The organism is Bradyrhizobium sp. Crot121, from assembly GCF_059512385.1.
In genome coordinates this window covers 76,967-98,423 of the sequence record NZ_JCAMOR010000004.1, presented here as the reverse complement: position 1 = coordinate 98,423, position 21,457 = coordinate 76,967, and the positions used below count along the sequence as shown (strand labels likewise).

The following is a 21,457-nucleotide window of genomic DNA, read 5'->3' as shown; positions in this document are numbered from 1 at the left end:
ATCACTCGATCTTGCGCGCTTCTTCCGGCAGCATGATCGGGATGCCGTCGCGGATCGGATAAGCGAGCTTTGCGGAGCGCGAGATCAATTCCTGGCGAGCCGCGTCGAACTCCAGCGGGCCCTTGGTGATCGGACAGACCAGGATTTCCAGGAGTTTTGGATCGGCGGTGCTTTCGAGATGATCGGTCGGGGAGTTCATGATGGTCTTCCAGCTTGACGGCTCGTCTTTATCACATTCGATCAGCGCGCCGCCATCCGCAAAAGCTCGTCGACGATCGCCTGCTGTCTTGCTTTCGGCAGCGGCTGCTCCGTCAGCGCGTGGCCGAGGAATGCCCAATAAAGAATTTGCGCGCGGGCGCGGGCGACGCCCTCGGTGAGACCCGCCCGCTTCAGGAGGCCTTCGACATAGCCGAGCCGCCGCTGGTCGATCGCCTGCACGGCGGCGCGCGCTGAAGCGTTGACGCTCGCCCAGCTTCGCACCGCATTTTCCAGCGCCGGCTTTTCGGAAAACACGCGTCGCAGCAGCACGGCGAGTGCGTCGGAACCTGTCGCTGCCGCCTCGACATCGACGATGATCCGCTCCGCAGCTATCTCGCGCCAATGTTTCAGGATGGCGGCGTGGTAGGCGGCGATGTCGGCAAAGTGCCAGTAGAAGCTGCCGCGGGAGACGCCCATCTCCTTTGCCAAGGGGTCGGCCTTCAGCGCGGTGAAGCCGCGTCTTGCCAGCGCTTTCAGGCCCTGGTCGAGCCAGTCCTTGGCGGAAAGCTGATCGGTCATGTCGCCCACCATACACCAGTGTATTGACAGGCGCCAATGTGCGCGCGATAACCATACACACCTGTATGGAGGCGAACGATGCGCGATATCCTGCTGCAATGTTCCGGCCTCGCCGCGATCGCGGCGGCGCTGATCCACGGTTACCTCGGCGAGTTCAAGGTGTTTCCGAAAATGACGATCGAACCGGCGCGGCTGCGCACGCTGATCCGCCTGGTCTGGCAGGCCGGCACGGTGGCGTGGATCGGCGGCGGCGTGCTCTTGCTCGCCGCGCCCTGGATGGCCTCGGAGGTGGCGCGGCACTGGATCGTCGTCACGCTGGCCTGCGTGTTCGCTTTCGCGGCCCTCGCCAATGCGGTCGCGACGCGCGGCCGGCATTTCGGCTGGATGGCGCTCACCGCCGTGGTGGCGATGGCGGTCGCGGGGTATTAGCCAAATATGACGCTGTCATTCCGGGGCACGCGCAGCGTGAACCCGGAATCCATTGGGCCGCATGCGCTCGTGGAGAAATGGATTCCGGGTTCGTCCTTCGGACGCCCCGGAATGACGGCGGAGGAGAACGACGGGACGCGCGGAAAATCACTGCAGCGGGGGATCGCCGCTGGTGCGCTTCTTGGCGAGATCCATCTCGGTCACCGCGATCAGGATTTCGGCGCGGGTCTTGAGGTCAGGCGCTTCCAGCATCGCCTGCTTCTCCGCCGGGCCATAGGGCGACATCATTGCGAGCGCGTTGACCAGCGCCTCGTTGGGCGCGGCTTCGATGCCGGCCCAGTCGACCTTCAAATTGTTGGCCTTGAGGAAGTCTGTCAACACCGAGAGCAGCGCTTCGCGGTCGACGTCCTCCTCGCCCTTGCGCGCGACGAAGTCACCCGAGAAGGAGAAGAAGTCGACCTTGCACTGGCGGTACGCGGTCAGGACGTTGAGCTCCTCCACCACCTTGAAGCGCGCCACGCCGGTGAGTTCGAGGATATAGCGGCCGTCGCCGGATTCGGCGAGCTGGGTGATGCGGCCGACGCAGCCGACGCGGAACAACGCCGGCTTCTCCTCATTGTGCGAATGCGTCACGTCGGGCTGGATCATGCCGATCAGCCGATGGCCGTCACGGAAGGAGTCGTCGACCATCGCAAGATAGCGCGGCTCGAAGATGTTGAGCGGCATCTGGCCGCGCGGCAACAATAGCGCGCCGGCAAGCGGAAAGACCGGGATTACCTCGGGAAGCTCGGCCGGGCCCCGATATTCGGCATTGATCGGCATCTGTGGCCCCGGTGTTATGCGCGCGCGCTCTAGCTAAGAGAACAGGATCGTCGACAGCCGCTTTCGTCCCTCGACGGTCGCTTCATCCGCCCCGCCCCACGCTTCGAAGAACTGGACGAGCTGCTTGCGCGCGCCGTCGTCGTTCCACTTGCGATCGCGCCTGACGATCTCCAGGAGCTGGTTGGTCGCCTCGCTGCGCTTGCCCATCGCGTTCAGCGCGGTGGCAAGATCGAACCGCGCCTGATGATCGAGCGGATTTGCGGCGACTTTCTCTTCCAGTTCGCCGATCGGACCGACCGACTCGGCCTGCTCGGCAAGGTCGATCGCGGCCTGCACGGCCTTGACGGCCGGATCGTTGCGCTTGGACTCCGGCACCATGCCGAGCGTCTGCTTGGCCTGGTCGATCGCGCCTGTCGTGACATAACATTTGGCGAGACCGGCGAGTGCGGCGATATTGGTGGCGTCGATGCCGAGCACCTCGGCATAGATCTGCGCCGCGGCCGCGGCGTCGCCTTCGGCGAGCACGGCGTCGGCCTCTTTCAGGATTTCCGCGATGTTCGGCTCGCCCGCGGCCGGGACGCCCTTGGTCAGCCGCTCGATGAAGGCGTTGACCTGGCTCTCCGGGATCGCGCCCATGAAGCCGTCGGCGGGCTGGCCGTTGACGAAGGCGATGACGGCGGGGATCGACTGGATGCCCATCTGACCGGGGATCGACGGATGCTCGTCGATGTTCATCTTGACAAGCTTGACCCGGCCCTTGGCGTTGGTCACCACCTTTTCCAGGATCGGGGTGAGCTGGCGGCACGGGCCGCACCAGGGCGCCCAGAAATCGATCAGCACCGGCTGGCGCTTCGACTCCTCGATGACGTCCTTGACGAACGTCTGGGTGGTCGTTTCCTTGATCAGATCGCCTGCCTGCGGCGCCGGACCGCCGCCCTGCTCAACTATCGTCACGATATCCTCGCCTGATGTCCCGAGATTGGCGCCTGTTCTAGCACGGCCGGAACTGAACACCCGTCAGCTAAATGGCGGTTTCGCGTCAAATTTCAATCGGCAGGCGCCCTGCTCGTTCCGCCGCAGGCCGGTCATGCAGGGGCGCGACCAAATGCGGCCGGAGTTTGCAGGGCTGCTCGAGGCGAATCAGCCGTGGCGGCCTGAGGTCGGGAAAAGCGGGTTCCCAGGCGAAAAACGCGGCGAGCCGCCACCGAAACGCTCCTCGCCGCGTTGCTTTTGGGCCCTCGTCCCCATTTCTGGTCAAATGAGGCGATTTAGCCGCCTTCGGGCCTGTTGCATTCGCGGTCCGCTTTTGGCATAGCTCTGCCGTTGCCGGCGAGCGATCGTCGTCATCAGGATGCGGGTGTAGCTCAGTGGTAGAGCACGACCTTGCCAAGGTCGGGGTCGAGGGTTCGAGCCCCTTCGCCCGCTCCAATTTCCCATCCGCCGGACCGGCTTTTACTTGTAGCCCCGCGCCCGTGCCGTGCGCGGTTGCCTTCCCTCCGACGAAGCGAGCCCGTGCTAAGACCTCTCCGGCGAGAGGCGCGGCCCGGCTCGATGGCTGCTCAACCATTCATCCGATGATTGATTTCTCTGGCCAATCGAAATTGTCGGCGGTGACGCTGCGAGAGGCGTTAGCTTCAAACGAATATTGCGGCGCAATGACATCGCTGATGCTTCGCAGGAAAACAGCGTAAGCGAACCTCTCAACTTGTCTTGACCTCGCTCGAATGCGGCGTTGATCGCCCGCGCTTCTCTCGCGCGGGGGATGTGCTAACATTTTCCGCTCTGGCCTATCTCTCGCAGGCCACCACGATCGTCTCGTTAGAATCAATAAAGAGCCAGCCGTCCGGCTGGATTAGGGGAGTAACGCGATGCAATCGGTTTTCAATCGTTCCATTCTTGCGCTTGCCACCATCGCCCTCGTGGCGGGGACTGGCTTTGCCAACGCACAACAGCAGCAGGACAAGGGCAGGGAGCTGAAGAAATACGAATCCGGCACCAAGGAATTCTGGACCCATCCGCCGGATGACTGGTTCCTGGGCGATGAGACCGAAGCGCAAAAGGGCCTCGCCCCACCATCGGGACCGCCGACCGGCGCCTCCGACTCCGAGCTGGCGGCGCTGATCAAGAAGATCAAGCTGCCGCAGGGCTTCAAGATCGAGGTCTATGCCTCGAACGTGCTCGCCGCGCGGCAGATGGCCTGGGGCGACAAGGGCACGCTGTTCGTCGGCTCATTCGGGCTCGGTAACGTCTACGCGATCAAGGACAACAACGGCAAGAAAGAGGTCAAGACCATCCTCAAGGGGCTGAACATGCCCACCGGTCTCGCCTTCCGCGACGGCGCGCTCTACGTGATCGCGGTCGACAAGCTGATCCGCTACGACAATGCGGAAGCCAATCTGGACAATCTCGGCCAGGGCAAGGTGGTCTATGACGACATGCCCTCCTATGCCGCGCATGGCTGGAAATATATCGCTGTCGACAAGGACGGCTGGTTCTACATTCCGTTCGGACCGCCCTTCAACATCGGCATCCCCCCGACCAGCCTCTCGCAGATCCGCCGTGTCGATCCCAAGACCGGCAACGCGGAAATCTGGGCGCTCGGGGTGCGCAACAGCGTCGGCGGCGATGTCGATCCGCGCACCGGCCGCTACTGGTTCACGGAGAACGCGCGCGACTGGATCAGCGACGATCTGCCGAGTGACAAGCTCAACATGATCTCGAGGATCGGCGAGCATTTCGGCTATCCCTATTGCCACCAGGGCGACCTGCCCGATCCGAAATTCGCGATGGGGCATAAATGCTCGGAGTTCACGCCGCCCGTGCTCAACTTAGGGGCCCATGTCGCGCCACTCGGCATGAAGTTCTACACCGGCAACCAATTCCCGGCGGACTACAAGAACAACATCCTGATCGCGGAGCATGGCTCCTGGAACAGGCACAAGTACCAGGGCGCGCGCATCGTGCGCGTGATCGTCGGTCCCGACGGCAAGAACGCCAAGCAGGAAGTGTTCGCGTCGGGCTGGATCGAAGGCGACCAGAATTATCTCGGCCGCCCTGCTGACATCATCCTCGACAAGGACGGCTCGATCCTCGTTGCGGATGATTGGGCCGGTGCGATCTATCGCATCAGCTACAGCAAGAAGTGAGACTGTGACCAACGGGGGCTGCGGCGGCCGGACGGCGGCTGCAGCCTGCAATTCTTGTTACGAATCGGTCCAATCGTCATGCCCGGGCTCGACCCGGGCATCCATCCAGAAAGAACCACTTTTGCGGGATGGATTGCCGGGTCAAGCCCGGCAATGACGAGTGAGAGGAATGAAAATGCGGATTGTATTGGCCGCAATACTGCTAGCAGTGACTGCCTGCGCACTTCCCGCCCGCGCCGCCGATGTCGCGGCCGGCAAGGAGAAGGCCGAGATGTGCGTCTCATGCCATGGCGAGAATGGCGTTTCGCAGACCGAGAACATCCCCTCGCTCGCCGGCCAGCCGGATCAGTTCATCCAATGGCAGCTCGTGTTCTTCCGCGCCGGCACCCGCAAGAACGAGCTGATGCAGCCGATCGTCGAGCAGCTCAACAACGACGACATCCGCAATCTCGGCGCCTATTTCTCATCGCTGCCGCCGCCGAAGGGCCCGAAGGACGACGATCCTGATCTGTCGGAAAAGGGCAAGCAGGCCGCCGCCGGCCGCCGCTGCGCGTCATGCCATACCGACAGCTATGCCGGCAACAAGGCGGTGGCGCGCATCGCTGGCCAGCGCGAGGATTATCTCGTCAAGGCGCTGCACGACTACAAGTCCAGCGCGCGCTCTGGCGGCGGCATGGCCGCGATGGCCGAGGTCGCCTATCCCCTGAGCGACGAAGAGATCACCGCACTGGCGCATTATCTCGCGCATCTTTGACGAGATGCCGTAGCCCGGGTGGAGCGAAGCGTAAGCCGGGAACACTGTACGCCGCGGAGAGACCTGCCCCGGGTTGCGCTGCGCTTCACCCGGGCTACAAAACTACTCGCCCCGCTGCAATTCGTACGCTTTCAGGTGCGTATACGCCGTGCGCAGCTTCGGTACGGGAATCTTGGCGGCGTCGGCGCGGGCGACGAGATCGCCGATCACGTGATCGGCTTCGACCGGCAAGCCGGCTTTGATGTCGCGGAACATCGAGGCGGTCATCGGCGAGCCCGCGGCGGTCAGCATGCCCTTGACGCGCTCGAAGAACGGTCCACCCGGCGCATAGCCTTCAGCGGCCGCTACCGCGCTGCACTCGTCGAGGATGCCGAGCAGGAAATCCTTGCCGCCGGGCGCCGCCAGGATGTTGCCGACGGAGGTGCGCATCAGGCTGGTGGAAGCCGCGAGCGAAGCCAGGAACACCCACTTTTCCCACATGTCCTGCATCACATGATCGCTGGCGGTGGCGCCGTTGATGGCGGAAAACACCTCCGCGATCGCGCGCACGCGGTCGGACATCTTGCCGTCGCGTTCGCCGAAGGTCAGCGACTGCATCGGCTGAAGCTGCACCACCTCGCGTGCTTCATTGAGCGTCGCCGCAATCGCGCAGAGACCGCCGAGCACATGCTCGGCGCCGAATTTCTTGTCGAGTGCGTTCAGGTGAAGCATGCCGTTCAGCAGCGGGATGATGGCGGTGTTCGGTCCGACCGCCGGCGCGAACGACTTGATGGCGTCCTCCAGGTCGAATGCCTTGCAGCTCAATAGCACGACGTCGAATGTCTCGTTCAATTTGTCCGCCTGCACCGTCGGCGGATTCTTCAATGTCACATCGCCGTTCGGGCTCTTGATCACGAGGCCTGCGGCGGCGAGTTCGGATGCGCGCTTGGGGCGGACCAGGAATGTGACGTCACGGCCGGCCTGCAGCAGCCGCCCACCGAAATATCCGCCGATCGCACCGGCGCCGACGACGAGAACGCGCATGGGATGATTCCTTGTTGTTGCTTGAGAGGTGGACGGGTGAACGGACTGTCAAATAGGGAGGCGACCCTCCTGCCCTTCGGTTTTTCTCCTTGGCCCCTATTGTGGCGCGATCCGCGCGGCCCGTCTACTATATGATGATCATCATCATATAGGGATGATCTCCCTTCCCGGTCAAATCAGACGCTCGACCGTCTGCTTCCGCCAGACCAGCATGTAATAGCCCATCTGCAGCAGGAACATGGTGCAGAAGGTGATCGGATAGGCGGCCCACACCCCCTCGATGCCGATCAGCCGGCTGAGGATGATGGCGGACGGGATCTCGACCAGCGCGATCGCGAGGGCGGAGATCAACAGCGGCATCCAGACCGTGCCGCCGGCACGCATCGCCCCCGAAAACACCGTCGACATCCCGAACAGGACCGAGCTCCACAGCACGATATGCAGCAGTCCCTGCGCGAGCTCGAGCACGGCGGGGTCGGTGATGAAAAAGCCCATCAGCGTGCGGGAGAACAGATAGCCGAGCACGGCCAGTCCGCCGGTCAGGACCAGATTCATCTTCAACCCGGTGCCGACGATCGCGCCGATCTGGCTGGCCTCGCCACGGCCGATCGCTTGCGCGCCGAAGATCGAGACCGCGATCGCGATCGACAGCGCGGGAAACTGCACGTAGCTCAAGACCTGGTTGACGGCGCCATAGGCCGCCGTGGCATTGGAGCCGAAACCGTTGACGAGGCCGAGCAGCACCAGCTCGGCAAGCGACATCACGACCATGCCGAGCGCTGCGGGAATGCCGAGCCGCAACACGGTTCGCAGCAACCTGCCGTCCGGCCGCATCGCGCGCAGGAACGCGCCATCGAAAGCCAGCGCATGGCGTCGTCGCCACAGATAGAGGTTGAGCCACACCAGTGTCAGCAGGCTCGATACCGCCGAGGCCCAGGCCGCGCTGGCGACGCCGAGATGCGGCAGGCCAAGCCAGCCGCGGATCAGCGCCGGCGTCACCACGAGGCCGATGACGGTCGAAATCGCGAGCGCGAACAGCGGCGTGAGCGTGTCGCCGACACCACGCAGCATCGAACTGGCCAGGATGAAGGCGAAGGTGAGCGGCATCGTGACCATCATGGTCTGCGCGTAGGAGGTGGCGGCATCGAGAATGTCGGATGGTGTGGCGAGCGCGACCAGGAGTTCGCGCGTGAACAGCAATCCGAACAGCGCGATTCCACTCGCCAGCAGCAGCGCGACCGTCAGCGTCGTGCCGGCCACCGCCTTGACCTTGTCGACTTGGCCGGCGCCGAAGGCTTGGCCGACCAGCACGGTCGCGCCCGAGCTCAAGCCCATCACGAAAGCGATCAGGAAGAACATCACCGGGAAGAACACCGAGACCGCTGCGAGTGCCTCGACTCCGATCACCTGTCCCAGATAGATGTTGTTGATGGTGCCGAACAGCGCCTGCAGGATGTTGCTCAGCATCATCGGCAGCAGGAAGGCGAGGAAGGTCCTCCAGAGCGGCGGCTTGGACATGGAAAGGGTACCTGTTGAAATGTGATAGGTCGTTGATTGAATCAGTCGTGCCGCGAGTTCACCTCCCCCGCTTGCGGGGGAGGTCGGATCGTTAGATGCGATCCGGGTGAGGGCTCTCACCACCTGAAGAATCCCGCCGCGGAGACACCCTCACCCCAACCCTCTCCCGCAAGCGGGAGAGGGGGTGCAGCTCCGTTGTGGCTTAGTTCCACGCGCTAATCCGCGCGGTCGCTGTAGGCGAGCTTGACGACGTGGTCGCGAATGTCCGGCGGCCAGTCGGCGATCTCGCTGATAAAGCGGCGGCGGTCGTCCGCGAACAGGGCGCGCGAGGCCTCCTCGAATTTCGGCAGGTTGCCAGCCATCGCCGACATGAAATGATAGGCGGCATCGCGCGCGGCGCGCTGACGGTCGCGGTCGCCGCTGCTGCGCCGGGCTTCGTCGACGAGCTTGCGGAGCGCGACCGAGGCGCCGCCGGGCTGCGCGTTGAGCCATTCCCAATGGCGCGGCAACAGCGTCACCTCGCGCGCGACCACGCCGAGTTTCGGCCGGCCGCGGCCACGCGGCTCGCTCGGCGCCAGCTCCGGCGCTTCACCTGGCGGAGCCGATGTTGGCAGCCGTGCCAGGATCTCGTCATCGCTGCCGCGAAGGTCCAGATCGAGGGCGCGTCCGGTCCCGTCGCAGAAGATCGCAATCGGCTCGGCGCTCTGGCCGGCCCGTTTGATCGCCAGCGCCACTTCCGGCAGGGGCCCGGCGGCGAGGCGCCGCTGGCCTTCGAAGGCCGTAAAGGTCTGATTCATCTGAGACATCTGGTTAATCTGTGTTCAGCAATTTATGCCCGGGTATAATTCAGGTGTCAATATCACCCGGGTAAATAATTTGGCCGCTCGGCCAATCGCGAATCTGGCGATTGCCTGATACGGAACGCCCGGTAAGTTTTTCGAATTCCGGGGGACGCCGTGCTGACCGTTCATCACCTCAACAATTCGCGCTCGCAACGGGTGCTGTGGCTGCTCGAAGAGCTCGGCGTGCCCTATGAGATCGTGCGCTATCAGCGCCAGCCGGACATGCGCGCGCCGAAGGAGCTTCTGGTCGTCCATCCGCTCGGCAAGTCGCCGGTCATCACCGACAAGGGCAACACGATCGCGGAATCGGGCGCGATCGTCGAATACATCCTCGGCGCCTATGGCCAGGGACGCCTGATCCCGGCGGCCGAGACGCCGGAACGGCTGCGTTACACCTATTGGCTGCATTATGCCGAAGGCTCGGCGATGCCGCCGCTGCTGTTGAAACTGCTGTTCACGACAATGCCGAAACGCGCGCCCTCCTTGCTGCGCCCGCTCGTGCGCAAGGTCTCCAACCAGGTGCTGACGGCGCTGGTCAATCCGCAGCTCAAGCAGCACATGGCGTTCTGGGAGGCGGAGCTCGGCAAGAGCGAGTGGTTCGCAGGCAATGAGTTCAGCGCCGCCGACATCCAGATGAGCTTTCCGCTGGAAGCAGCTTCCGCGCGCGCCGGGCTGGAGGAGGGGCACCGGAAGTGCATGGCCTTCCTCGAACGCATTCACGCGCGCCCGGCCTACGCCCGCGCGCTGGAGAAGGGCGGGCCGTATCAGGTCGGACGGTAGATGTGGCTCACCTCTCCCCGCTCTTGCGGGGAGAGGTCGGTGCGCAGCGCCGGGTGAGGGGACTGACCGCACACTCCTGTCCATCGAATTCGCGGAGGCAGCCCCTCACCCCGCAAGAGCGGGACGAGGGAGTCTCACTGCCCCACCGCCGCGATCACCTCTTTCACCAGCCGCGCCAATCCGCGCATGTCGCCGGTCCGATCAACGCTGTTGCCGAGGCGGACAACGACGAGGCGCTGCGTCGGCATGATGACGATGCGCTGGCCGAGATCACCAGAGGCAAAGAAGGCGTCGCGCGGAATGCCGAGCGCGACGCGGGCCTTGGCATTCCGGTGTTCGCCGCGGTTGGTCCAGAAGCCCGCGCCATAGTCGGTCTTCAGGGTTGGGGCGGCGGAAAAGTCCACCCAGTCCTCGTGCAACAACCGCTTGCCGCCGGCCACGCCGTCATTGAGATAGAGCAGCCCGAAACGGGCCCAGTCCCGGGCGCTCGCCAGCATGTAGGCGGTGCCCTGCAGCGTGCCGCTGCCGTCGAACTCCAACGTAACGCTGCGCATGCCGAGCGGGTTGAACAATTCGCGCCAGGCAAAGGCGAGCGTCTGTTCGGGCCCGCCGACGGCATCGCGGATGATCCGCGCCAGGAGTTGCGTCGAGGGGCTCGAATAATGCCAGCGAGTGCCGGGCGGCGCCATCAGCGGTGCCTTCACTGCAAAGCCCGCCATGTCGTCACGCAGGTAGACCATCTGGCTCGAGGGATCGAAGCCCGAATTGGTCTCGTCCAGCGCCAGCCCTGAGGTCATGCGCATGAGGTGCTCGACCTCGATCTCGCGACGCGGATCATTCCTGCCGCGCCATTCCGGAATCGGCGCCGGCATCGACGGCGTGACCACGCCTTGTTGCGTCAGGATTCCGATCAGCGCATTGATCACCGACTTGGTCAGGGAAAAACCAAGCAGCGGTGTGTCGACACTGATGCCCTCGGCATAGCGCTCGGCGATCACCTTGCCGTTATGGACGACCACCACCGCCTTGGTGCGCCGGAGTGGCGGTTCCGACGGCTCCTCGAAGGCATGATCGAGTGCCGCTTCTAGCGCTGGGTCCGAAGGCTCGACAGGTTCAGGGCCCCCGATCTCCTCAAGCAGCGGCGGCGCTTTTGCCACCTTCAGCGCGTCGATATCGCTCTTGAGCACATAAGGCGCTTTTCTACCGTGCAGCAGCACGCAACCGAGTCCGTCGTGAAAGGCGGCGCGGCTTGTCAGCCATCCCACAACCGACGCATCGACGGTCTTGCCGGTGCGGTCGAGCGCAAAGCGTAGCAGCGGACGCAGTCTGCGGATGCCGGCCCGATCGATCGTTTCCGAAAACACCGTCTCCGGATCGAGGCCAGAGACGAACACTTTGGAACACACATTGTGTGCGACCACGCCCGTCGCGACACGAACGGCCCGATCGGGACGGAAGTAGGCGGCAACCGCCACCGCGGCGGCGAACGCGATTGCTGCCGCGATCCATTTCTGCCAGCCCACAAATTCCTCCGCGCTGAAGCTGAGTGGTACTCTACCTCGCCCCGCTTACGGGGAGAGGTCGGAATTCAAGCGGAGCTTGAATTCCGGGTGAGGGGACTCTCCGCGAGTCCACCTATCACCGTGCGCGCGGAGACAGCCCCTCACACCGCCCCTCTCCCCGTGAAGGACGGGGAGAGGGAGAGGGCCCGCGATCGTGTCGTTGAGTCTTACCGCGACTTCTGCGCTTCGCCAACGGAGGGCAGCGGCTGAACGGTGACGCCGGGCGGCGGCACGTCGTCGTCGGGCACGAAGAAGTCGGACATCAGCGGCCGCGACGGATCGACGCGGTAGCGCTCGAAATCGCGCACGCCGCTGTCATAGAGCACCTTGTCGTCAATGCAGAACTGCCCGGTGAATTCGCGTGCCGGTTTGGTCAGGATGACATGCGCGGCATCGCCCATGATCTCGGGCGTGCGGCTGGCGCGCATCATGGCGTCGCCGCCGAGGAGATTGCCGACCGCGGCGGTCGCGATCGTCGTACGCGGCCATAGCGCGTTGACGGCGACACCAGCCGATCGCAATTCGCCCGACAGCCCCAGCACGCACATGCTCATGCCGTATTTCGCCATCGTGTAGGCGGTCGAGTTCTCGAACCACTTTGTCTTCATATCGAGCGGCGGCGACAGCATCAAAATGTGCGGGTTCGCCGCTTTCTTCAAATGTGGGATGCAGTATTTCGACACCATGAAGGTGCCGCGCGTGTTAATGCCCATCATCAGGTCGAACCGCTTCATGTCGGTGGCCTGCGAGGTGGTCAGGCCGATCGCGCTGGCATTGTTGACGCAGATGTCGATGCCGCCGAATTCCCCGACCGTCTTGTCGATCGCCGTGATCACCTGCGCCTCGTCCCTGATATCGCAGATAACAGGCAGCGCCTTGCCGCCGGCGGCGCGGATCTCGTCTGCGGCGGTATAGATCGTGCCCTTGAGTTTCGGATGCGGCTCGGTGGTCTTGGCGGCGATCGCGATATTGGCGCCATCGCGTGCCGCCCGTAGCGCCATCGCGAGCCCGATGCCGCGGCTCGCGCCGGTGATGAACAGTGTCTTGCCCTTGAGCGACGTCATCCGAACCCTCCCGTGTTATTTATCCCTCAGCATGCAACACCCGTCCGCGCGTCTCCGGCAGCGCGTAGGCGGCCAGGAAGAATACAGCGTAAGCGGCGACCGCGAAAATCGCGATCGCGTTGGCGAGCGAGGTCGTGGTCGAGAGCGCGCCGACGAGAAACGGGAACAGCGCGCCAATGCCGCGGCCAAAATTATAGCAGAAGCCCTGTCCGGAGCCGCGCAGCCGCGTCGGATAGAGCTCGGTCAGGAACGCGCCCATGCCGGAGAAATAGCCTGACGCGAAGAAGCCGAGCGGAAAGCCCAGCACCCACAGCAATTCGTTGCTGATCTCCACTTGCGTATAGACCAGCACGACGGCGATGGCGCCGAGCGAGAAGGTCAGGAACAGGTTCCGACGCCCGATACGATCGGCGAGCCAGGCGCCGACAAGATAGCCGATGAACGAGCCGATGATCAGCGCGGCGAGATAACCGGTCGAGGTGACCACCGAAAGGTGCCGCTCGGTGGTGAGGAAGCGCGGTACCCAGAAGGTGATGGCGTAGTAGCCGCCCTGGCAGCCGGTCGCCGCCAACGACGCCAGGATGGTCGTCTTCAGGATCGGTCCGTGGAAGATCTCCCACAGCGACGGCCGGTCGCCCGCGGCCTGCTGCTTTTGGCGCGTGGCAGCGGCGATCTCGGGCTCGGTGACGTAGCGGCGCAGATAGAACACCAGGAGCGCCGGCAGCGCGCCGATCACGAACATCCAGCGCCATGCGATTTCCGCCGGCAGGATCGAGAACAGGATCGCCTGCGCGAGCACCGCAAGACCCCAGCCGACGGCCCAGCCCGATTGCACCGAGCCGACCGCGCGCCCGCGATATTGCGGCCGGATCGCTTCGCCCATCAGCACCGCGCCCGCCGCCCATTCGCCACCGAAGCCGAGGCCCAGAACTGCCCGCGCGATCAGGAGTTGATCGAAGTTCTGCGCGACCGCGCAGACCAGCGAGAAGAACGAGAACCAGAGAATGGTGAGCTGCAACGTCCTGACGCGGCCGATGCGGTCGGCGAGATAGCCGCCGAGCCAGCCGCCGATGGCCGACGAGAGCAGCGTCACCGTTCCCGCAAGGCCCGCGGTGCCGGGATCGACCTTCCACAGGGTGATGATGGTGCCGATCACCAGCGGATAGATCATGAAATCCATGCCGTCGAGCGCCCAGCCCGAGGCGCACGCCCAGAAGGTGCGCCGCTCCTGCAGGTTCATGTCGCGGTAGAAGGCGAGCAGGCTCGTGTCGTGGATTTCGGCGACTTCCACCGCCTTCGATGGCTCCGATATCGTCATGTTCGAGGTCTCCGCGAGTTTCTTCTTGATTGGCGCTATTGCATGCGGCCGGTTTGCGGGAAAGTTAAATTTATCGCGATGGTTCCGCAAAAAGATGTAGGGTCGGCGGCCTTCCCTTCTCGCCTTGTGGGAGAAGGTGGCGCGCATGCAATGCGCGACGGACGAGGGATTGTCTCCGCAGGCGGAGGCGTTGGTGGAGAGAGACCCCTCACCGAAGCGAATTCGTGGCTAGATCGGAACAGCCCTCTCCCACAAGGGGAGAGGGCACATCAACTGGAAGAGTCTTGGTGGTGGGCACGCCGCGCTTTGCCTACCCTACGCTTTAGCCAACCGCCTCCGTCAATACCCCGCCGCTTCGGCGCCGCGAGTGCGCGGATCCGGGGCGCCGAGCGGGCCGTTCGATGTCAGCAGGATCGAGTTGGCGGAGGAATAGCCGAGCGGCTCGACCAGCTTGTGGCCTTTGGCCCTGAGCTCGGCCAGCACGTCATCGGGAAATCCCTTCTCGATCCGCACTTCATCCGGCAGCCATTGATGATGCACGCGCGGAGCGGCGACGGCGGCGGCGATATCCATTTTATAGTCGATGACATCGACGATCACCTGCGTCACGGCCGAGATGATGCGGCTGCCACCGGGTGTTCCGGTCACCAGCACTGGCTTGCCGTTCCTCAGCACGATGGTCGGCGACATCGACGATAACGGCCGTTTTCCCGGACCGGGCAGATTGGCCTCGAAGCCGACCAGGCCGAATGCATTCGAGGCGCCGGGCGCGGCGGTGAAATCGTCGAGCTCATTGTTGAGCAGCACGCCGGTGCCCTCCGCGACGAGGCCGACGCCATAGGGAAAGTTCAGCGTATAGGTGTTGCTGACTGCATTGCCGCTGGCGTCGACCACGGAGTAATGGGTGGTGTTGGAGCCTTCGCGTTGCGGCGGCACTGCTGCCGCTTCGGCCCAGGGCGTGGCGCGGGCAAGGTCGATGGTGGCACGCTGCTTGGCGGCATAATCCTTGTCGAGCAAAGCGAGTGTCGGCGCGTTGATGAAAGCGGGATCGCCGAGATAGCGGGCGCGATCGGCATAGGCGCGCTTCATCGCTTCGATCATGACATGGAGCGAGGAGGCGGAGCCCTGCTTCATGTCGGACATCTGGAAACCTTCGAGGATGTTCAGTATCTCCAGCAGCACGATGCCACCAGAGGAAGGCAGCGGCATCGAGACGATGTCATATCCCCGATAGGTGCCGCGCACCGGCGTGCGGATCACGGGCTGATAGGATTTCAGATCGTCCAGCGCCATGATGCCGCCGGCATCGCTGATAGCCTTGACGAGTTTTTCCGCGACCGGCCCTTCGTAGAAGCCGCGCGGACCCTGTTCGGCGATTGCGGTGAGCGTGGCCGCAAGATCGCTCTGAATCAGCGTGTCGCCCTCATGCAGCGGCGAGCCATCGACGCGGGAGAACGTCCTGGCCGAGTTCGGCCAGCGCGACATGCGGCGATACATGTCCGGCAGCGTGTCCGCGATATCGTCAGCAACGGGAAGTCCGTCGCGCGCCAGATCGATCGCGGGTTTGACGATCTGCGCCAGCGTGAATTTCCCCGAGCCATATTTCTGAAGCGCCAGCGCGAGACCGGCAACGGTGCCGGGCACGCCGATGCCGAGCGCGGAATTGCGCGACTTGTCGGGATCGGGCTTGCCCTCGGCATTGAGGAAGATGTCGCGGGTGATGGCGCTGGGAGCGGTCTCGCGATAGTCGATCGCGACATCCTCGTTGCGGTCGGCAAGGTGGATCACCATGAAACCGCCGCCGCCGATATTACCGGCGCGCGGATAGGTCACCGCCATGGCAAAGCCGGTCGCGACTGCCGCATCGACGGCATTGCCGCCCTGGCGCATGATGTCGGCGCCGACGCGCGCTGCCAGCTTTTCCTGCGCCACCACCATGCCATGTTCGGCCGCAATGCCCCGCATGGTGTCGGCAGCCGGTGGCATGTAGAAGCGGCGCTGTTCCTGCGCGGCCGCCGGCATGATGGTGAAGACCACGAGCACGACAGTCGCGACAATCCTGCGCCAACCATTTGAGGAAGTTGTCATCAATATTTCGCCGCGGTTGGAGCCGAAGTGAAGCGCTCGCGTCGGGACCGCATGCTATATGGATTTGAAGCCGACAGGCAAAGCGCCTGTTCGTGATTGGGGCAGGACGATTTTCGCATGGACATGGCAATCAGCGAGGCAGGCAACGCGGAGTTGCCGAAGGGATATCCAGGCCGTGCCGCCGTCGTTAGCTGGATCTTTTTCGACTGGGCCGCGCAGCCTTATTTCACGCTGATCACGACCTTCGTCTTCGCGCCCTATTTTGCAGGTTTCGTCGCGCCCGATCCGGCGAGCGGACAGGCGATGTGGGGCTTTGCCACCGCTGCAGCGGGACTTGCGATCGCGCTGATGTCGCCGGTGCTCGGCGCTATTGCGGATGCGAGCGGCCGACGCAAGCCGTGGATCGCAGGCTTCGGCGCGCTGCTCGTGCTCGGTTCCTCCCTGATGTGGATCGGCCGGCCCGGCGATGCCAGTATCATCCCGCCGCTTCTGTTCGCCTATGCGCTCGCCTCTGTCGGCGCGGAATTCGCCACCGTCTTCAACAATGCGATGATGCCGACCTTGGTGCCGCCGAACCGGATCGGGCGGCTGTCAGGAACGGGCTGGGCTACCGGCTATGTCGGCGGCGTGCTTAGCCTGTTTTTGGTGCTCGGCTTCCTCGCGGCGAGCCCCGACAGCGGGCGCACGCTGTTCGGTTTCAAGCCGCTGTTCGGGCTCGATCCCGCCACGCATGCGGGCGATCGCATCACCGGGCCGTTGACGGGGCTGTGGTTCATCCTGTTCGTGACGCCGCTGTTTCTGTTCACACCGGACTATCCGGCGAAGCGGCCGGTGCGGCAGGCGCTGCGCGAAGGTCTGCGCGAACTGAGGCAAACGATCGGCGAATTGCCAAGGCGGAAATCGGTGGCGACGTTCCTGCTCGCCAACATGATCTATGCCGATGGGCTGGTGTCGCTGTTCGCCTTCGGCGGCATCTACGCTGCCGGGACCTTCGGCTGGCGCACGATCCAGATCGGTACGTTCGGCATCATCCTCGCAATCGCCGGCGTGTTCGGCGCCTGGCTAGGCGGCAAGCTCGACGATCTCCTGGGGCCGAAGCGCGTGATCGTGGGCAGCCTGGTCATCCTCTTGTTCTCGATCGCAGCTATTCTGCTGGTCGACAAGGATTCGATCCTGTTCGTGCCGGTTGCGCCGCCCGAACCGGGCGGTGCGCTGTTCGCTGGCGCGGCCGAGCGCGCCTATCTCGTGCTTGGCTGTCTGATCGGCGCCGCCGGCGGGCCGTTGCAGGCGGCTTCGCGCACGCTTCTCATCCAGCTCGCGCCGAGGGATCGAATCGCGCAATATTTCGGATTGTTCGCGCTGACGGGGAAGGTGACGTCGTTCATGGGCCCGCTCCTGATCGGCGCCATCACCGCAGCAACCGCGAGCCAGAAGGCCGGCATGGCGGTGCTGGTGCTGTTCTTCCTTGGGGGGCTGGCGCTGATATTGCGGGTGCGGGATTAACTCCCGTCGTCCCGGCCTTGAGCCGGGACGACGAAGTCGTCATTGCGAGCGTAAGCGAAGCAATCCATCGCGCCACTTGCGGAGACGTGGATTGCTTCGCTGCGCTCGCAATGACGGGTGAGGTTCGGCTCAAGGCCGGGACGACGGCGGGTAGCGCGGATGGTGCGGAGCGTGATCCCGGCTCAATGCCGGAAATGCCGCACGCCGGTGAACACCATGGCGATGCCGTGCTGGTCGGCGGCCTTGATGACTTCGTCGTCGCGCATGGAGCCGCCGGGCTGGATCACCGCGGTGGCGCCGGCCTCGATGCAGGCGAGCATGCCGTCGGCAAACGGGAAGAACGCATCCGAGGCGACGACCGAGCCCCTGGTCAACGGCTCGGCGAGCTTCAATTCGGCTGCGGCGTCCTGCGCCTTGCGCGCGGCGATGCGGGCCGAATCGACCCGGCTCATCTGGCCGGCGCCGATGCCGACGGTGGCGAGATCCTTGGCGTAGATGATGGTGTTCGACTTCACGTGCTTTGCAACGCGGAAGGCGAATTGGAGATCGCGCAGCTCGGCATCCGACGGCGCGCGCTTGGTCACGACTTTCAGCGCCATGTCGTCGACCACGGCATTGTCGCGGCTCTGCACCAATAGCCCGCCGGCGACGGTCTTGGCGGTGAGGCCGACGCTTCGCGGATCGGGCAGGCCGCCGGCGAGCAGAAGACGGAGATTCTTCTTCGCCGCGACGATCTTGATCGCTTCATCGGTCGCGTCAGGCGCGATGATGACTTCGGTGAAGATCTCGGTGATCGCGCGCGCGGCGTCCGCATCGAGCGTGCGGTTGACGGCGACGATGCCACCAAAAGCAGAAGTCGAATCGCAGGCGAGCGCCTTGCGATAGGCGCTGACGAGATCGGTGCCCTCGGCGACGCCGCAGGGATTGGCGTGCTTGACGATGACGCAGGCAGCGGTGCGCTTGGCGTCGAACTCGCCGATGCATTCATAGGCCGCATCGGTGTCGTTGATGTTGTTGTAGGACAGTTCCTTGCCCTGCACCTGCCGCGCGGTGGCGACGCCGGGGCGTTTCTCCGGCGTCGCGTAGAACGCGGCGCTCTGGTGCGGGTTCTCGCCATAGCGCAGCTTCTGGATCAGCTTGCCGCCGAAGGCGCGGAAATCCGGCGCCTCGGTGTTGAGCTCCTTCGCGAACCAGTTCGAGATCGCCGCGTCATAGGCCGCGGTGCGGGCATAGGCCTTGGCGGCGAGGCGGCGGCGAAGCGCGAGCGTGGTCGCGCCCTTGTTGGTCGCGAGCTCGTCGAGCACCGCCTGATAGTCCTGCGCTTCGACGATCACGGCGACGTCGTCATGATTCTTCGCCGCGGCGCGGATCATCGCGGGACCCCCGATGTCGATATTCTCGATGCACTCTTCGAAATCGGCGCCCTTCTCGACGGTGGCCTCGAACGGATAGAGATTGACGACGAGCAGGTCGATCGGCGCGATGCCGTGGGCCTGCATGGCCGCCGCATGCTCCTTGTTGTCGCGGATCGCGAGCAGGCCGCCATGCACCTTGGGATGCAAGGTCTTGACCCGGCCGTCCATCATCTCGGGGAAGCCGGTGAGGTCGGAAACGTCCTTCACCTTGAGGCCGGCGCCGGCAATCGCTTTCGCGGTGCCGCCGGTGGAGACGAGCTCGACGCCATGGACGGCGAGCGCGCGGGCGAACTCGATCAGGCCGGTCTTGTCGGAAACGGAAAGGAGGGCGCGGGTGACGCGGCGGGTCGTGTCAGTCATGGGCAAGATCCTCTGTTAGGGAGTACCTATGCCCAGGCGCGCGGCAGATAGATCCCGCGCTTCCCGATGGTGCTCCATCCAAGGTCGCCAGTCGCGCGAGCGAGTGCTCGTTAGCAGCTTTCGACGATCTTCACAACGGCCCAATAGGTCTGGACGGCGGGCGTCTAGAGCATCTTCGGTTCTGATTGAACCGAAGCTCTAGACTCTTGTTTTGACGCGTTTTCTTCACGCGAACCGGTATCCACTTCGCTCGAAAACGCTCTACAGCGGAAGTTCCGGCTCCCGTCGTGCATTGCGGCGTGCATTGGTGACCGACGCCGAAGTGCTCGAGCGGACGAAACTCCAGCGGATGGTGGAGACCTGCCTTGCATCCTGCCGGATCACGATCTGGGAGGTGCGGCGCGGGCCGTCATTGCCGGCGAGGAACACGCTGTCCTCGAGATCGACCTTGTCGTCGACCGCCTCGAAGGTCCAGACGTCGCGGTTCGGCAAGACCAGCATGACGCCGCGGGCATCCGAAAGCCGGCTCGCCTTCACCGACGGGTGCAGGTGAAACCGCAGGGCGTATTCGCTGTCGTGGCCCTTGATGCGGCCACCTGATGGCGGCGACACCGTGTCCTCGCCGTCGAGCCGCGAGCCGTCCTGCGCCGCCATCAGCACGCGGTGGTGGATGACGCCGAAGCGCGAGAGATAGCCGTCATGCGAGGTCGTCAGGACATCGCCATTGCCGGTTGCCTCGCGATAGCTCTCGACATTGCTCGGGCCGCTGGTGATCGGCGCGCCCTTGAGCAGGCGCTTCATCGCGGACATCTCGACGAACTGGCAGGATGAGGTGTCGTGATAGGTCAGTGTCGAATGCGCCGCCGTCGAGCGCGCGAACGGCCGCCAATTGTCGCGACCGGTGGCAGGCATGCCGCAATTGACGACGATCCGGCTCGGTCCGGATGAAAGCTCGAACGACAGACATCCGGCATGGGCATCCTGGCTGATGCTGGGCGGCGGCGGCGGGCCGGTGTCGATGATCACGGTCATGTTGCCGGCGTCGAGCCGCTGATAGCCGGTATGCGGCATGCTCGCCATCGGTGCGCCGTGGGCGTCGTCATAGGCCAAGAGTGTCGCGACGAGGTCGGACGGCGCGGTGCTCATGCCGTTGAACAGCGCGAAGCTGCCATCGCCATGGCGGAAGAAGCGCAGCATCGGCATCATGCGATCGATGGCGTTGAGCAGCGCCGGCGGCGGGGCGATGTTGCGAGCGGCGAAGGTCTGGCGCAGCGGCAGCATATCGCTGAGCAGTTCCACCAGCGCGCCGGGATTGCGCGAGATGTGGCCGCCATCGGGCAGGATCTGCCGTTGCAATTCGTCGGACAGACGTCGCGTCGCCGAGCGGACGTGGCGGGCCTGGTTGGCAAGGCAGAGCGAGGCGTAGCACAGCGCGATCAGGACCTGCAGCCGCGGCACGCCATCGGCGGCATCGACCATGCCGTAGCGCAAATGGCGGATCTCGCGTCCCAGCCCGCGCAGATATTTTCGGTAGAATTTGCCGTCGGTATCGCTGAGCACCAGCGGCGCCTGCGACAACAGCGAGATGACACGGCGCGCCCGCACGTCGGCGCGCCGCTCCAGCGGCCGCTTGCGCGACGCATTCGACATCCAGTCGTCGATCAGGGAACGCGCATTGGCCCGGGTCAGCGCGGTATCGGCGACGCGCAGATGGCGCAGCCAGCCGAAGCCGAGCAGGGCCGCCTCCCAATCCTCCGATGGCGGCTCGAGGTCGAAGATCGAACGGCCGTGGCAGGTCACGATCTTGCCGGCGAACACGAAGCGGCCGGCATAGATTTCCGCGGCGCGGGTGGCATCCGCCGTACGCAGGTCATGCGGGGCGATGATCAGGCGGTCGCTGCGGCCGGGCCACAATCGCGAGAGCGCGACGGTTCCGCCGCTGGCGCGCGCGGCCACGCTGCGCGCGAAGCGGCCAGCGATTAGCGTCGAGATGCGTCTGCGTTGGGCGACGGACACGCCTAACCTTTGAAGGGAGAAGGGATTCTGGCGAATCCTT

At 64.4% G+C, this 21,457-nt stretch carries 18 protein-coding genes, 1 tRNA gene and 1 riboswitch; of the genes, 6 read left to right on the top strand and 13 right to left on the bottom strand.

Annotated elements, in window-relative coordinates:
* Position 1 precedes the first annotated feature (1 nt).
* The gene (locus AC5ZGW_RS06480; protein ID WP_028165232.1) at positions 2-199 is read right to left on the bottom strand and encodes a Trm112 family protein; all 198 of its coding nucleotides are present in this window, start codon (positions 197-199) and stop codon (positions 2-4) included.
* A 41-nt stretch (positions 200-240) separates the two neighbouring features.
* Positions 241-777: a TetR/AcrR family transcriptional regulator gene (locus tag AC5ZGW_RS06475; RefSeq protein ID WP_130226305.1), complete on the bottom strand. Its 537-nt coding sequence runs from the start codon at positions 775-777 to the stop codon at positions 241-243.
* A gap of 78 nt (positions 778-855) precedes the next feature.
* Here AC5ZGW_RS06475 and AC5ZGW_RS06470 point away from each other — a divergent pair, with 78 nt between their 5' ends.
* Positions 856-1,206, top strand: a complete 351-nt coding sequence (locus tag AC5ZGW_RS06470) for a hypothetical protein (protein ID WP_130226304.1) — start codon at positions 856-858, stop codon at positions 1,204-1,206.
* A 147-nt stretch (positions 1,207-1,353) separates the two neighbouring features.
* Here the strand turns inward: AC5ZGW_RS06470 and AC5ZGW_RS06465 are convergent, their stop codons facing one another.
* Both AC5ZGW_RS06465 and trxA read right to left on the bottom strand, forming a co-directional pair.
* Positions 1,354-2,028, bottom strand: a complete 675-nt coding sequence (locus AC5ZGW_RS06465; protein WP_028165229.1) for an LON peptidase substrate-binding domain-containing protein — start codon at positions 2,026-2,028, stop codon at positions 1,354-1,356.
* Positions 2,029-2,061: 33 nt separating this feature from the next.
* The gene (gene trxA, locus AC5ZGW_RS06460) at positions 2,062-2,982 is read right to left on the bottom strand and encodes a thioredoxin (protein WP_130226303.1); all 921 of its coding nucleotides are present in this window, start codon (positions 2,980-2,982) and stop codon (positions 2,062-2,064) included.
* 399 nt (positions 2,983-3,381) lie between these two features.
* Here trxA and AC5ZGW_RS06455 point away from each other — a divergent pair.
* The 3 genes from AC5ZGW_RS06455 to AC5ZGW_RS06445 all read left to right on the top strand — a co-directional run bounded on the left by AC5ZGW_RS06455 (position 3,382) and on the right by AC5ZGW_RS06445 (position 5,928).
* Positions 3,382-3,456 (top strand) — tRNA-Gly (locus AC5ZGW_RS06455).
* Positions 3,457-3,896: 440 nt separating this feature from the next.
* A complete protein-coding gene (locus tag AC5ZGW_RS06450; protein ID WP_130226302.1) occupies positions 3,897-5,174 on the top strand; it encodes a PQQ-dependent sugar dehydrogenase in 1,278 nt (425 codons plus the stop codon).
* Positions 5,175-5,349: 175 nt separating this feature from the next.
* Positions 5,350-5,928 carry a c-type cytochrome gene (locus AC5ZGW_RS06445; protein ID WP_130226318.1) on the top strand — a complete coding sequence of 193 codons (579 nt, stop codon included), beginning with the start codon at positions 5,350-5,352 and terminating at the stop codon, positions 5,926-5,928.
* A gap of 102 nt (positions 5,929-6,030) precedes the next feature.
* On the opposite strand, the gene panE is transcribed toward AC5ZGW_RS06445, so the two are convergent.
* The 3 genes from panE to AC5ZGW_RS06430 all read right to left on the bottom strand — a co-directional run bounded on the left by panE (position 6,031) and on the right by AC5ZGW_RS06430 (position 9,266).
* Entirely contained in the window at positions 6,031-6,951 is a 921-nt protein-coding gene (gene panE, locus AC5ZGW_RS06440) for a 2-dehydropantoate 2-reductase (RefSeq protein WP_130226301.1), read from the bottom strand.
* 171 nt (positions 6,952-7,122) lie between these two features.
* The gene (locus AC5ZGW_RS06435) at positions 7,123-8,469 is read right to left on the bottom strand and encodes an MATE family efflux transporter (protein WP_165435249.1); all 1,347 of its coding nucleotides are present in this window, start codon (positions 8,467-8,469) and stop codon (positions 7,123-7,125) included.
* A 215-nt stretch (positions 8,470-8,684) separates the two neighbouring features.
* Positions 8,685-9,266: a DUF2239 family protein gene (locus tag AC5ZGW_RS06430; RefSeq protein WP_130226316.1), complete on the bottom strand. Its 582-nt coding sequence runs from the start codon at positions 9,264-9,266 to the stop codon at positions 8,685-8,687.
* Between the two features lie 159 nt (positions 9,267-9,425).
* Between AC5ZGW_RS06430 and AC5ZGW_RS06425 the strand changes: the two genes are divergently transcribed.
* Positions 9,426-10,091, top strand: coding sequence for a glutathione S-transferase (locus AC5ZGW_RS06425; protein WP_130226300.1), 666 nt, complete (start codon positions 9,426-9,428; stop codon positions 10,089-10,091).
* Positions 10,092-10,225: 134 nt separating this feature from the next.
* Here AC5ZGW_RS06425 and AC5ZGW_RS06420 read toward each other — a convergent pair whose 3' ends face one another.
* The 4 genes from AC5ZGW_RS06420 to ggt form a co-directional block, all read right to left on the bottom strand.
* Complete coding sequence (locus AC5ZGW_RS06420; RefSeq protein ID WP_130226299.1) at positions 10,226-11,614, bottom strand: serine hydrolase domain-containing protein; 1,389 nt, start codon at positions 11,612-11,614, stop codon at positions 10,226-10,228.
* A 206-nt stretch (positions 11,615-11,820) separates the two neighbouring features.
* Positions 11,821-12,717, bottom strand: a complete 897-nt coding sequence (locus tag AC5ZGW_RS06415; protein ID WP_130226298.1) for an SDR family oxidoreductase — start codon at positions 12,715-12,717, stop codon at positions 11,821-11,823.
* 19 nt (positions 12,718-12,736) lie between these two features.
* Positions 12,737-14,035: an MFS transporter gene (locus AC5ZGW_RS06410; RefSeq protein ID WP_130226297.1), complete on the bottom strand. Its 1,299-nt coding sequence runs from the start codon at positions 14,033-14,035 to the stop codon at positions 12,737-12,739.
* 339 nt (positions 14,036-14,374) lie between these two features.
* Complete coding sequence (gene ggt, locus AC5ZGW_RS06405; RefSeq protein WP_245474745.1) at positions 14,375-16,021, bottom strand: gamma-glutamyltransferase; 1,647 nt, start codon at positions 16,019-16,021, stop codon at positions 14,375-14,377.
* Between the two features lie 219 nt (positions 16,022-16,240).
* Here ggt and AC5ZGW_RS06400 point away from each other — a divergent pair, with 219 nt between their 5' ends.
* Positions 16,241-17,626, top strand: a complete 1,386-nt coding sequence (locus tag AC5ZGW_RS06400) for an MFS transporter (RefSeq protein ID WP_130226295.1) — start codon at positions 16,241-16,243, stop codon at positions 17,624-17,626.
* A gap of 182 nt (positions 17,627-17,808) precedes the next feature.
* Here the strand turns inward: AC5ZGW_RS06400 and purH are convergent, their stop codons facing one another.
* Both purH and AC5ZGW_RS06390 read right to left on the bottom strand, forming a co-directional pair.
* Complete coding sequence (gene purH, locus AC5ZGW_RS06395; RefSeq protein ID WP_130226294.1) at positions 17,809-19,401, bottom strand: bifunctional phosphoribosylaminoimidazolecarboxamide formyltransferase/IMP cyclohydrolase; 1,593 nt, start codon at positions 19,399-19,401, stop codon at positions 17,809-17,811.
* A 23-nt stretch (positions 19,402-19,424) separates the two neighbouring features.
* A riboswitch (ZMP/ZTP riboswitch) is annotated at positions 19,425-19,506 on the bottom strand.
* A 156-nt stretch (positions 19,507-19,662) separates the two neighbouring features.
* Entirely contained in the window at positions 19,663-21,417 is a 1,755-nt protein-coding gene (locus tag AC5ZGW_RS06390; protein ID WP_130226293.1) for a heparinase II/III family protein, read from the bottom strand.
* Positions 21,418-21,457: the final 40 nt, after the last annotated feature.